Genomic DNA, 13244 nt, shown 5'->3' on the forward strand with positions numbered 1-13244 from the left:
TATCGTCTTCGCCATTATCACGACCTGCCTCCAAGAACAGGAAAATGGCCCGACGGCTGGGGATAATCCTGCTGCGGCTGCCTGGCGATTGCCGCGATCCGGCTCTCGGCGACGGCGATCTCGCCGGCGCCGTCGAGAACCCGGAAAACGGCATTGTAGGAGCGGCTCTCGCCATGCTCCAGCCAGATCATCTCGCCGCGTTCGCGCGCCGCCAGATTTCCCAGCACATGATGCGTCGAGGGCTCGATCCCAAGCGCGTACTGCCCGGCCTGGAAATTCTGCCATTGATAGGCGCAGGGCAATTGGTCCTTGCGCGTGACCACCTCGAAGCCGAGGCCGAGCCTATCGTTGACCACCGCCACCGGGACTTCGCCGGCGCTGTCGGCGCCGAGTTCGTGCTGCCAGACCTGTTCCTTGAATCCCGGTTGCGGCGCCGGCACCGTGCGGTAGCCGACCTTCTGCGCTTCATAGCGCTCGCCGGCATGGCCTGCCCAGACGACGTCGCGGATCGGCGCCAGGTAGCGCGCGCCCTCGTCGAGCACCGGATGGCTGACATTGATGTGGTAGAAATACATATGCGGCGTACGGTTGAAACCGTGATTGACGACACGGTCCGAAAGCCGGATCTCGTTGCCGCCGACATTGGCCTCGATCCGCCGCAGCAGGTGCAGATCTTCGCCGAATACAGTCGATTGCTGGACGATGCCTTCGGCCCACAACACGCAGCGGTCGCCGTCCCAGGTCTCGCCATAGCCGGTCAGCCGCGCCGGAATGGTGCTGACGCGGCCGTGCAGCGAATGGCGCACCGTCTTCTTCGGCGGGTAGTTGTAGGTATCGGCCGGTACTTCGTTCATGAACAATATATGGTCGAGGCCGCAGGTCAGCAGAAGGCCGGAAAACGACCGCGCCCACGCCAATCCCTCCTCGCCTTCATACTCGTGCAGGCCGGGATGGCGAAAACCGCTCGGCGAGTGCCAGCCGATCGCCTGGCCTTTGAAGTCGCAGTCGGCGATATCGAGCGCCCGGTCGACCAGCGCGGTGAAGCGCAGGCCGGAGCCGGTGCGGAATTCGAGCATGCGGATGCCGCGCTCGACGCCATCGCCAAGCGTCATCAGCCGCACGCCGGCGAATTGCGACAGCATGCCCGAGCGTTCCGAGACCTGCCGGCGCGACAGCGTCTTGCCGTAAAGCTCTACCATGTGACGGCCAGTTCTTTCACTTTGCTCCCGTCCTTCACTTCGCTCTCGTCTCCTTGAGCAGGGCCGACATGTCGGCACCGGTGATGATGCTTTCCACGGTCAGCAGATCGGTATCGGCGACCGTCTGCTCGGCGACGATCTCGCCGCGGCGCATGACGATGATGCGATCGGCGACCTGGAAGACGTGATGGATGTTGTGGGTGATCAAAAGCACCGAATGACCGGCGTCGCGCACTTCCTTGACGAAGCGCAGCACGCCGTGCGTTTCCTCGACGCCGAGATTGTTGGTCGGCTCGTCGAGGATGATGACCTTGGCGGCAAATTGCATGGCACGCGAAATGGCGATCGATTGGCGCTCGCCGCCCGACAGCGTGCTGACCAGTGCATCGGCGTCGAGTTTCTTCGAGATGCCGACGCGCTTCAAAAGCGCCGAGGCGGCATCGCGCAATTTGGCAAGATCGAGCGGCGCGAACACGCCCAGCCATTTGAGATTGACCGGTTCGCGGCCGAGGAAAAGATTGCGCGCGATGCTGAGGTCGGGCGCCAGCGAGGTGTCCTGGTGGATGGTCTCGATGCCGAGATCCATCGCGTCGCGCGTCGAGCGGATGGAGACCTTCTGGCCGCGCACATAGATCTCGCCGCGATCGACCGGAAACACGCCCGAGATCGCCTTGATCAGCGTCGATTTCCCGGCGCCGTTGTCGCCGAGCAAGGCCACCACTTCGCCCTCGTTGAGCGTGAGGGAGGCGCTCTTCAGGGCGCGGACGCTGCCGAAGGACTTTTGCAAATTCTGCAGCCGAAGCACTTCCATGATCAGCTCCTGGCGGCGTTCTTCTGCAGCAAAGCGTGCAGGATGAGCATGGCAAGGATGATGACGCCGACGAAGATGTTGTAGGCGAGCCCAGGCACGCCGATCAGCACGATGCCGTTGCGGATGCTGCGCAGCATCAGCGCGCCGACGATGGTGCCTAAAATGGTGCCGCGTCCACCGGTCAGCGCGGTGCCGCCAACCACCACCATGGCGATCACTTCGAGCTCGTACCCGGTGCCGGCCACCGGCGAGGCGGCAGAGATGCGAAAGGCGCTGATCATGCCGGCGAGACCGGCAAGCACCGAGGTCAGGATGAACAGCCAGATCTTGACCGCATCGGCCGGCACACCACGCGCCACGGCAGCGTTACGGTTCGAGCCGATAGCACTGATCCAGTTGCCGAGCTTGGCGTAGCGCAGCACATAGATCGCCAGTAGCGACAGGCCGATGAACCACCACAGCGAGGTATAGAAACGGAACGTTCCGATATTGAAGCTGCCGGCCAGCAGCGTTACGAAGAAGCCCGGCTGGTCCCAGGATTTCAGCGGAAAGCCTTGGGTGATGTAAAGCGCTGCCCCACGCACGACGAGCAACATCGACAGTGTCACCAGGAAGGACGAGATGCCGATCTTGGTGACGATCAGCCCGTTGATCGCACCGATCGCTATGCAGAGCAGCAGGCCGGCCAGCAGCGCGACGCCAATATCAAACCCGCCGTTCTGCACCAGCAGCATGACGACGACCGGCGCCAGCCCGAACACGGCACCGACCGAAAGGTCGAACTCGCCCGCCGTCAGAAGCAGCGTCATGCCGAGCGCGATGATGCCGAGCTCGGGCAGGAACGCCATCATGTTGGAGATGTTGAGCGGCGACAGGAAATTGGCGTCGGCGATCGCGAACACCGCCAGCAGGACAATCAGGATGACGAGCGAAGAGAACTGCGGCGAGCGCATCAGGCTCGACCTGCGTTTGGCACGCGGCATTTCCTCTTCTGCGGCAATTGTCATGACTGTTTCGACCATATCTCAAGGTGACGCCCGCCGCCTGCGCGGCGAGCGTCAGTTCCAATCACTTGTTGTAGAGTTTCAGGATCGGTTCGACGCTCGAGGCGTCGTAGAGACTGAACGTGTGGATGTCGTAGCCGATCGGTTCGCCAGCGGCGGCCAACCCGAGCAGCGCCACCGGCATGAAGCCCTGCGCCGATGGGAACTGCCAGGCAGCCGCGTTGATGAACCCAGACTTCACTGACTCGGCCGTTTCCTTCGAATTGCCCCAGCCGACGACCGGGATCTTGCCGGCCGGCACGCCGGCGCCGTCGAACACCCGCTTGACGCTGGCCGCGACGGAATCGCCGAGCGCTATGATTGCCGGCGGGTTGTTGGCCACCATGTAGTCGGTCATCTTGGCGATGATGCCGGCCGGATCGGTGCCGCAATCGACCACATCATATTTGATGCCGAGCGGATCGAAGACGCTGGCGATGCCTTCGGTCTCGAGCTGCTGGTAGCTGGCGCCCGGCACTTCGACCGGCAGGAACACTTTGTCGCCCTGCTTCACCATCTTGTGGTCGACCAGATATTTCGCCCAGATGACACCGGCCTCCTTGAGGTCGGCGCCGACATAGGCCTGCCGGCCGGTTGCCGGATCGTCGGTGTTGAAGAACACGATCGGGATACCGGCCGCCTTGGCTGCCTTGACCTCCTCGGTCCACAGGCCGGGCTGCGCCGAGGTCGTGGCGATGCCGTCCGGCTTGGCGGCGAGTGCCGAGTTGAAGGCCTCCTTCTGCGCCGCCATGTCGCCACCGCTGAACGAGATCTTGCAGGTCACCTTGAGCTGGTCGCAGGCCTTGGTGGCGCCGGCATTCCAGTCGATCCAGAAGGCATCCGACGGGCCGCCATGCGACAGCAGGTAGAACGTCTTCTGAGCGTCCTGCGCCAGCGCCGGCGTACCCAGCGCCACACCGGCGAGAACGGTCGCCGCGGCAGCGATTTTCAACGCGAATTTCAACATTTCTCTTCCTCCCTTGTTTCGTAGCCGAACCGCGCCATCACAGTCCGTTGGCGCGGAATTTCCCGTCGAGGAATTTCTTGGCGCGCGGCACGTCGTCTTCCGAAAGATGCTCGATGATGACCGGGATGTTCGGGTGCTTTTCGGCCAGCCGCTTGAGATAGAGGTCGTAGTTCAGCGAACCGAGACCGGGCGCCGGCAGCTCGATCTCGCCGACGCCGCGGAAAGTGTGGCTCTCCAGCGCGTCCTCGTCGCCGATGTCGGCGTGCTTCTCCGACTTGTCGCCGCCGGAGCGTTTGACGTCCTTGGCGTGGGCTATCTTGATCTTGTCGGTCAGCGTGTCGAACACCTGGTTCAGGATCTGGTCCATCCTGTCGATGTTGTGCGTTTCGAAATAGTTGGTCGGGTCCATCAGCAGGCCGAGGCCTGGGTGGTCGACCTGCGCGAACATCCTCACCGTCTCCTCGACCGAGCCGACGACATTGTTGACATAGGTCTCGAGCAGGAAGACCGCGCCGTGGTCATAGGCGGTCTGGGCAAGGTCGGCGATGACCTTGCGGCATTCCTCAAAACCTTCCTCGGTCTTGTTCTTCGGGTGATGCACCCAGTCGGACTCGGTGTTGTAGGTACCGGTTTCCGAGATCACGTAAGGGGTGCCGAAATGGCGTGCGTTGCGGATGATCTCCTTCAAATAGCCGACGCGCCTCTCGCGCTCGGCCATATCCGGATGGATGATGTTGGTGTAGCCCGATACGCAGCAGATCGGCAGATTGTGGTCGCGGAACGTATCGCGGACAGTCTTGGCCTTGTCCTTGGTGATCTGTCCGGCGGAAAGGTCGATATCCCTGAAATGCAGGTCGAGCTGCACGGTGTTGAAATCGAGCGCACGGATCTTCTGCGCGGTCTCCTTGAGGCCATACGGGAAATAACCCGTGAAAATACCTGCCTGCATCATGGTGTGAAGTCCTCCCTGTAAGTGATTCAGTCAGTTGATATTTCGGAAAGTTTGACTGTCCGGCCCTTGTCGATCGAACGATAGCCGGCTTCGACCAGCGCCATAGTCTTGACGTTGTCGGCGACCGACAGCGCCGGCGGCTCGCCCGTCTTGACCGCGTGCTGGAGCTGCTCCATGACGCCGATAAAAGCATGCGGGAACCACATCGTGTCCCAGCTGGGTGTCACCCATTCACCACCGGTGGTCTCGGTCGAGGCATAGGTCAGCGTCGAGGCAGCGCCAGTCGGCCAGCCGATGGTACCCTTGGCGACGCCCTTGGTGCCGTCGACGCGCCAATTGATGTGCTGGTCGTCCTTGTAGCCCTCCTGGCGCGGCCCGGACCAGACATCCTCCAGCGATACGGCGAGCACGCCGGACGGGAACTTGATCGTCGACACGGTGATGCCGTCCGAATGGTCGAAGCGGGTGCGCGGGTCCTTGCGGGTCAGGGTGGTGATCTCCAGGGGATCGCCGAACAGGAAGCGCAATACGTCGAGATGGTGGACGCTCATATTGGCGAGCGTCAGCCGGTCATAGTCCTCGAGGAAGCTCTGCCAGTGCGGGATCGCATGCATGTCGATCTGGGCGAAAACGATGTCGCCGAGCGCGCCGCTATCGATGATCTGCTTCAAGACGCGCATCGACTGGTCGTAACGCATGTTCTGGTTGACCGAGAGGATCTTGCCTGCCTTGGCCGCCTCGTCGCGAAGTTTGACGGCCTCTTCAAGGGACAGCGCCAATGGCTTCTGCGCCAGGATCGCCTTGATATGTGCCTGCTTCAGAGCATGGCGGATCAGCGCCGGCTGCTGGTCCGGTGGAAAGGCAAGGTCGATGATCTCGACGTTCTTGTCCTCGATGAGCTGTTCCGGCGTGTCGTGGACGGTTGGGATATCCCAGCGTTTGGCGACCTTCTCGGCGCTGGCCTTGGTCCGCGAGGCAATCGCCACCACGGGGAAACCGGCTTCCTTGTAGGCGGCAAGGTGACATTCGGCCATGATCATGCCGGCGCCGACGCAGCCGATCCTGTATTCCCTGGTGCGGACTTTAACGTCCGGCTCGAAGCCGTTGCCCACCATTTCTTGGCTTGCCATATGTTCCTCCCGAAGCTCGTTCCTTGCAGCCGCCGTCATCGTGCCAAGGCTCCCCCGCTCTGTCCGAAATAATGCACCCTGCCCGGCTCGCAGGATATCACCACCATCGCGTCCGGCCTGACGTCCGGCTGGCCGCGTAACAGCGCCCGCAGACGCGTCTTTCCGGCGGCGAGCGTCACCACGGTGTAGCCGCCGAGCGGCTCGACCTCGAACACTCGCGCCGGGCGGCCCGCGCCCTCCTCCGACCAGGCCTTAACCTTGATGTCTTCCGGCCTGAGCCCGATCTCGACGGCATCGGCCGGCGCAGCCTTGTCCGCGATGCGGATCGTGCCTTCCGCCGCCTCCACGCCTTCAGCGCCGTGCACCGACTTCAATATGTTCATCATCGGCGACCCGAGCAGCCGCGCCACATAGGTGCTGGTCGGCCGGTCATAGATCTCGGCCGGCGCGCCGATCTGCCTGATCTTGCCGTTCTCCAGTATGGCCATGCGGTCGGCGATCGACATCGCCTCTTCCTGGTCGTGCGTGACATAGATCAGCGTCTTGCCAAGCTCGCGCTGGATGCGCTTGAGCTCGACGCGCGTCTCCTCGCGCAGCCGGGCGTCGAGCGCCGAAATCGGGTCATCCATCAGATAGGCGGCCGGGTCGCGCACCAGCGCGCGGGCAATCGCCACGCGCTGCCGCTCGCCGCCCGAAAGCTGCGCCGGCGGCTTGTGCAGGATATGGCCGATATGCAGCTTGGCCGCGACGTCGGCGACGCGCTTTTCGATCTCGGCTTCGACGACCCGGCGTTCGACCAGCGGAAAGCGGATGTTGTCGCGCGCGCTCATATGCGGAAACAGCGCCAAATTCTGGAACACCATGGCGACGTTGCGCTCGGCCGGCGACACCGTGTTGACCGGCTTTCCGCCGATCAGGATCTCGCCCGCGTCCGGGGTTTCCAGCCCGAGCACCAGACGCAGTATCGTCGACTTGCCCGACAGCGGCGGCCCGAAGAAGCAGAAGAACTCGTTGTCGTCGACCGCGAATGACGCATCGTCGACGGCCAGCGTGTTGCCGTAGCGTTTTGTCACATTATGGAAAACGATATCGGCCATCTCAACCTGCTCTCAATGCAAGACCGGTGGCGGCGTCGAAGACGCGCACCGCCTCCGCCGCCGGCGCGACGACAGCTGTCTGCCCGATCGCCAGCCCGACATCATTGTCGAACACCGCCTTCACCGCAGTCTCGCCGTCGCCAAGGTGGATGATGGTGCGCGCGCCGATCCGCTCGACGAAACTCACCGGCATGGACAGGCCACGGCCACCTTCAGCCAGCGTCACCTGCTCCGGTCGAAAGCCATAAAACACCTCGCCGCGCATCCTGCGTACGGCATCGGCGATCTCGACCGGCAGCGGCGGTGTCACGCCGAGCGGGCCGAGATCGATGACCAGACCACGGTCGCTTTCCGCCGGCCTGCCCTTGAGCAGGTTCATGCCCGGCGCGCCGATAAAGCGGGCGACGAAGACATTGGCCGGATTGTTATAGACCTCGAGCGGCGTGCCGACCTGCTGCAGCACGCCGTGGTCCATCACCGCGATGCGGTCGGCCATGGTCATCGCTTCGAGCTGGTCGTGGGTGACGTAGACCATGGTCTGCCGGAACTGCCGCTGCAACTGCTTCAATTCGGTCCGCATCACCGCCCGGAAGGCGGCATCGACATTGGACAGCGGCTCGTCGAGCAGGAAGATCGCCGGCTCCATGATCGCCGAACGGCCGATCGCCACCCGCTGCAATATGTTGACCGACAGTCTGTCCGCCTTGCGGTCGAGCAGCGGCGTCAGTTGCAGCATCTCGGCAATGGCGCCGACACGGCGGCCGATCTCGGCCTTTGGTGCGCCGCGCATTTTCGGCCCGTAGGCGAGGTTCTGCCGCACGCTCATATGAGTGAAGATCGCATAGTTCTGGAAGACGAAGCCGACGCCGCGCCGCCCCATCGGCACGCCGGCCATGTCGCGCTCGCCGAACAGGATCTTGCCGCTGGTAGGCTCTTCCATGCCGGCGATCATGTTCATCGTCGTCGACTTGCCGCAGCCGGACGGCCCCAGCAGCGCCATGAACTCGCCGTCGGCAATGGCCAGGTCCATCGTCTTCAGCGCGGTGAAATCGCCAAATTTCTTGACCAGGTTCTGCAGATGGATGGTGCTCATCAGGCCGCCACCTCGCGTACCCGAGCCATGCGTTTCATGGCAAACACCGCGGCGATGGACAGCACGATCAATATGGCCAGCGCGATTGCCGCCACATAGCCCCAGATCAGGTCCTGGGTGGTGAGCTTATAGATGTAAACGGAGATGGTTTCGGTAGCGACGCCAGGACCGCCGCCGGTCATGATGTAGAGCGTGTCGAAGATCTTGAAGTTCTCGATCACCCTGATCGCCAGCGCGATGATGATGATCGTCTTCATCTTCGGCAGCACGATGGTGATGAATCGCTGCCAAGGGTTGGCACCGAGCAGCGTCGCCGCCTTGATCTGGTCCTCAGGCACGCCGACCAGGCCGGCAAGCAGGATCAGGAACATCAACGGCGTCCACTGCCAGATATCGGCGACCATGACGGCGATGAGCGCCAGCGTCGGGTCCGACAGCCAGGCGATGGTGACGGGAAAGCCTGAGATCGCCGACAGGATGTCGTTGACCGGGCCGCCTGACTGAAACAGCATGAAGAACATGTAGCCGGCCACCGCCGGCACCACCATCATCGGCATCAAGAGGATCGAGTAGAAGATCCGCTTGCCGGGGAACTCGTCGGCAAACAATGTCGCGAGCGCCAAGCCGAGCAGGAACTCCGCCGGCACGCAGACGATCATGACGATGGCCGTGCGCTTCAGCGCACTCCAGAAGCGCGCATCGGCGGCAAGGTCGGTGTAGTTGGCGAAACTGTTCCACATCGACCAGGCGTTCCACCAGCCGGTGCCCGACAGCGGCGACCAGTCGGTCAGGCTGATGTAGAGCTGCATCAGGAGCGGGAAGACGGCGATGAACAGCACCAGGATCTGCGCCGGCAGCGTCAGCCGGAAGCCGAGCTTTGCGCCCTCGTCCGGCAGCACCGACGCCGCTTTGGAGGCTTGCATGTCGCCCTCCGAAATCGTCGCAGTCACCGCGCTCATTGCTTGAGCGCCCCGAAGGTCAGCCCGCGCACCAGATGGCGCTGGATGGCGATGCCCATGATGACAGGCGGCACTGCGGCTATCAGGCCGAGGGCTGCCTTGGCGCCGTAGAGTTGGCCGGTCATCGAGGAGGACAGCGAGGCCATGTAGACAGGGACCGTCACCCATTCGCGCGTCGTCAGAAGCAGCGCAATCAGATAGTCCGACCAGTTGAGGATGAAGACGAACAGCGCGGCACTGGCCAGCGGCGCGCGCATCATCGGCAGCGTGATGCGGATGAAGACGCGCCACCGCGAACAGCCCTCGACCAGTGCCGCCTCCTCGATCTCGCGCGGCATGTCGTCGAAGAAGGTCTTCATCAGCCAGAAGGCGAAAGGCAGCGTGACGATGCCGTAGATCAACGACAGCCCCCACCAGCTGTCGGTGAAATTGAGGAAGGCCCACATGATCATCACCGGGGTCATGACCGCCATCGGCGGAAACAGGCGAAGCTGGATCAGCGCCAGCGGCAGGTTCTGGCCCGAGCCGAAGCGCGACAGCCCGTAGGCCGCCGCGGTGCCCGCCGACATGGCGATTGCCGTACCGAATGTGGCCGACAGCAGCGACGACAGGATCGGCTTCAAAGCTGTGCGGTCGAGGGCGACGATCAGATTGTTGGTCGATTCACCGAAGACGAAGCGGAAATTGCTGAGTGTCGGGTTCTTCGGCCACCATGTCAGGTCGGCGCCGGTCGCCGACCATTCGGCGATCGGCTTGAACGCCATCGACGCCATCCACAGGATCGGCACCAGCGTCACCGCCATCGCCGCAAGGATCGCGGCATAGCGGAATATCTCGAAAGGAACTGAACGCTTCATCTTGCGGCTTTGCTGGGCCCTTCGTTGCCGAGGGGAAGAGCGACCGCTCCTCCCCTTCTTGGTAGGATCCTGGAAGGATCAGGCGATCGGATCGAGGACGGTCGGCCAGGCCTCCTTGTTGGTCTTGATGGCTTCGAGAAGCTTCTCCTCGCCGGTGCGGCGGGCAATCTTCTTCCACTCGGCCTCGGTGTCGGCCATCGCCTGCTCGGCTGTCTTGGCCTTGGTCAGCGCGGCGACGAGGTTCTCGTCCAGCGCGTTGTGGAAGGCGGTAGCGCCGGGATAGTTGATGGTGGGCACGGTGCGGGCGACCGTCTCTCGCACCACGTCCATGTGGTAGGCGTGATAGGTCTGGCGAACCAGCGGATCCGAGAAATCCGATAGCCGGAACGGATCGAAGTAGCCGCCCGGATTGGCAGTCATCCAGGCGTAGATGCGGCTTGAGCCCAGCCACTGCAGGAACAGGTAGCAGGCCTCCGGATTCTTGGCTTGCGAGGACACCGACGCCGACAGATTGAGCCACAGCACCGACCGGCTGACCAGCTTGCCGTCGATTTCGCGGCCGGGCGGCAGCATCGAGCCGATCTTGCCGGTGACAGCTGAATCCTTGTTGCCGGCATTGTCGAGGAATTTCGGCAGATTGGAGAAGGCGCAGGTCATGGCCGCGCCGCCCTTGGCGAAATTGCCGTACTGCTCCGGCCAGCCCCAGGAGATCGCATCCGGCGAATGGTGCGAAAGCGAAGCGATGTACTCGCTGGTCGCCGCGATACCTTGCTCAGAATTGATCAGCGGCTTGCCGGCATCGTCGAACAAGAACTGATTGGGCGAAGCCATTGAGACATAACGCTGATACCAGTTGGTGTAGCCCCAGCCCTGGTTGCGCAGATCGGTCGAGCCGAACAGGCCCTTGTCCGGGCGCTGAAAGAAGGCCGCGATCTCGTCATGCTGCTTCCACGTCTTCGGCGCCGCCAGTTCATAACCGTATTTGTCGGAGAAGGCCTTCTTCTCGTTTGCGTCGCCGAACAGATCGGTACGGTAGACCCAGGTCTGGAAGTCGCCATCCAGTGACACGCCATAGGTCGAGCCGCGATACTGATTGAGCAGCGAGACGCCCTTGGCGCCGTCGACATAGCCGCGCTCGGGATCGTCCCATTCCGGCTTGTATTGCGCGACGAAGTCGTCGAGCTTGAGGATGCCGCCGGTTTCGGCGAGGTCGCCAAGGCGGTTCCATTCGACCGCGTAGATGTCATACGCCCCACCCTTGGTGGAGATGTCCTGCATCGTCTTGGTGAATTCCTGGCCGTTTGGCACACCGACGATTTCCAACGGAATGCCGGTTTCCTTCTCCCAGAGATCCTTGATCGACGGCGCGCCGGCCGGAAACGGCTGGGTCAACTGGCCGATCGAGCCGTCGGACAGGCCAAGTACGATCTTGGCCGGCGCCTTGCCGGCGCCCTTCATCGCCTTGGCCGCCTCGATGGCGCGGCCCTCCGGCGTATCGGCGCCATATTGATAGCGCTCCGAACCGTCGAAACCCGTCGGGCCACCGATCATGCCGGGCGCCAGGGCATCGGCCGCATAGGCACGGCTCGGGCGAATGAATTTCGGTGCAATACCTGCGGCGGCAACAAGGACTGCCGCCTTTCCACCGGACGCCAGCAAACGGCGCCGCGACACGCGGACCAAATTCGACATTGGAACTCCTCCCTCAGGGCCTTGTTTCCTCCACGGCCCTTATGATGGATATTGACGGCACTATACGAAGCCTGTCAACATCATAAATAATCAAAATACATCATAACATCTCACGGGAGGGGAAGAATGGCGTTTGTAAGGGCTCTCATACTGAAGCCGGTGCTTGAATTTGAGGGAGCCCGGCTGCCCACCTCCCCGCTTTGGTCTGCTTGGGCACTCTGGTGTAGCGCAACGGCTTGCGCATCGGCCAAGGCCGGTTACATCATTTCCCATCAGAATCGCGGACGGCGATGAAGCCGCTCTCCGACGGTGGACCCATGAAATGCGTGATCTCGATGCGCCCCTGGCGCGTTTTGGAATGAGGTGATCGACAGTGCGGTCCACCCTGACAGACATAGCCCGGGAGGCCGGCGTTTCGGCCGCCACGGTCGACCGTGTGCTCAACAACCGCGCCGGGGTCAGGGCGCGCACCCGTGAGGTCGTGCTCGAAACGGCACAGCGGCTTGGCTATATCGCTGAAAATTCGAATAATCCGAGCTCGCTCAACGCGGTTACTGGCGAGGTCATACGGCTGGATTTCGCCCTGCCCGCCGGCACCAATTCCTTCATCAAGATGCTGCACCGCCAGATCGAGGCGCAGGCGCAGGCGCGGCCCGACCTCGACGTCCGTGTCGCTACTATCGAAGGCTTCAATCCGGACCGGCTTGCGCGTCTGCTGCAGGAACTGCACGGGCAGACGCAGGGCGTCGGTGTGATCGCGCTCGACCATCCGACGGTCCGCGAGGCGATCCGCTCGCTTTCGGCCAGCGGCGTCAAGGTCGTCACCATCGCTTCCGACATCCTGCATGTGCCGAGGGTTGCCTATATCGGCATCGACAACCGCGCCGCCGGCCGGCTCGCCGGCTATCTGCTCAACCGCTTCATGGGTGCCGGGCGTCCGGGCAAGGTCGCGCTGTTCGCCGGTTCGCTCTCCTACCGCGGCCACGAAGAGCGCGAGATGGGCTTCCGCCACATACTGGCGGAAGAATCGCCCAATCTGCAGATCGTCGAGATGCGCGAGATGCTCGACGACCGGGAGAAGGCCTATTCGGAGGCCTCCGCCCTGCTCGACCGGCACCCGGACCTGGCCGCCATCTACAATGTCGGCGCCGGCAACACCGGCATCGCCCGCGCACTCAAGGAGCGCGGGCGCGCGCTGTCGACGGTCTTTCTCGGCCATGAGGTGACGGAAGGCACCAAGGAGCTTCTGCTCGACGGCACGCTGGACGCGGTCATCGACCAGAACCCGCGCGTCGAAGCCCGCGAGGCGCTCAACACCTTGAGCCATGCGGTCAGGGGCTTGCCTTACGAATTGCACCAGCCAAGGCTGCAGGTGATCTTCAGGGAAAGCATTCCGGAGATCTGAAAGGAGGGCCGAAGCCGATCATAGATGCGCCGTCCAATA

At 62.9% G+C, this 13244-nt stretch carries 12 protein-coding genes; 1 reads left to right on the top strand and 11 read right to left on the bottom strand.

Features of this window, described 5'->3' with window-relative positions:
- Window positions 1-17: 17 nt before the first annotated feature.
- From NKH16_RS30175 to NKH16_RS30225, 11 genes are all read right to left on the bottom strand, one after another.
- Window positions 18-1199, bottom strand: coding sequence for an aldose 1-epimerase family protein (locus tag NKH16_RS30175; RefSeq protein ID WP_352465285.1), 1182 nt, complete (start codon window positions 1197-1199; stop codon window positions 18-20).
- 34 nt (window positions 1200-1233) lie between these two features.
- On the bottom strand, window positions 1234-2016 hold the full coding sequence (locus tag NKH16_RS30180; protein ID WP_352749196.1) for an ATP-binding cassette domain-containing protein: 783 nt from the start codon (window positions 2014-2016) through the stop codon (window positions 1234-1236).
- Window positions 2013-3017, bottom strand: coding sequence for an ABC transporter permease (locus NKH16_RS30185; protein WP_352452735.1), 1005 nt, complete (start codon window positions 3015-3017; stop codon window positions 2013-2015). Before NKH16_RS30185 ends, NKH16_RS30180 begins: the two co-directional genes overlap by 4 nt.
- A 61-nt stretch (window positions 3018-3078) precedes the next feature.
- Window positions 3079-4020 carry a sugar ABC transporter substrate-binding protein gene (locus NKH16_RS30190; RefSeq protein WP_023675781.1) on the bottom strand — a complete coding sequence of 314 codons (942 nt, stop codon included), beginning with the start codon at window positions 4018-4020 and terminating at the stop codon, window positions 3079-3081.
- Window positions 4021-4057: 37 nt separating this feature from the next.
- Window positions 4058-4972: a sugar phosphate isomerase/epimerase family protein gene (locus NKH16_RS30195; protein ID WP_352749179.1), complete on the bottom strand. Its 915-nt coding sequence runs from the start codon at window positions 4970-4972 to the stop codon at window positions 4058-4060.
- A gap of 26 nt (window positions 4973-4998) precedes the next feature.
- Complete coding sequence (locus tag NKH16_RS30200; protein ID WP_352749199.1) at window positions 4999-6087, bottom strand: Gfo/Idh/MocA family protein; 1089 nt, start codon at window positions 6085-6087, stop codon at window positions 4999-5001.
- 50 nt (window positions 6088-6137) lie between these two features.
- Window positions 6138-7199, bottom strand: a complete 1062-nt coding sequence (locus NKH16_RS30205; protein ID WP_352749182.1) for an ABC transporter ATP-binding protein — start codon at window positions 7197-7199, stop codon at window positions 6138-6140.
- Window position 7200: 1 nt separating this feature from the next.
- On the bottom strand, window positions 7201-8292 hold the full coding sequence (locus NKH16_RS30210) for an ABC transporter ATP-binding protein (protein ID WP_352505506.1): 1092 nt from the start codon (window positions 8290-8292) through the stop codon (window positions 7201-7203).
- On the bottom strand, window positions 8292-9251 hold the full coding sequence (locus NKH16_RS30215; RefSeq protein WP_352505504.1) for a carbohydrate ABC transporter permease: 960 nt from the start codon (window positions 9249-9251) through the stop codon (window positions 8292-8294). Before NKH16_RS30215 ends, NKH16_RS30210 begins: the two co-directional genes overlap by 1 nt.
- Window positions 9248-10108 (bottom strand): carbohydrate ABC transporter permease, encoded by an 861-nt coding sequence (locus NKH16_RS30220; RefSeq protein WP_352749187.1) that lies wholly within the window; start codon window positions 10106-10108, stop codon window positions 9248-9250. Before NKH16_RS30220 ends, NKH16_RS30215 begins: the two co-directional genes overlap by 4 nt.
- 78 nt (window positions 10109-10186) lie before the next feature.
- Window positions 10187-11800 (bottom strand): extracellular solute-binding protein, encoded by a 1614-nt coding sequence (locus NKH16_RS30225; RefSeq protein WP_352749190.1) that lies wholly within the window; start codon window positions 11798-11800, stop codon window positions 10187-10189.
- Between the two features lie 373 nt (window positions 11801-12173).
- Between NKH16_RS30225 and NKH16_RS30230 the strand changes: the two genes are divergently transcribed.
- Entirely contained in the window at window positions 12174-13205 is a 1032-nt protein-coding gene (locus NKH16_RS30230; protein ID WP_352819973.1) for a LacI family DNA-binding transcriptional regulator, read from the top strand.
- Window positions 13206-13244 lie beyond the last annotated feature (39 nt).

The organism is Mesorhizobium sp. M1307, assembly GCF_040318155.1.
Lineage (GTDB): Bacteria > Pseudomonadota > Alphaproteobacteria > Rhizobiales > Rhizobiaceae > Mesorhizobium.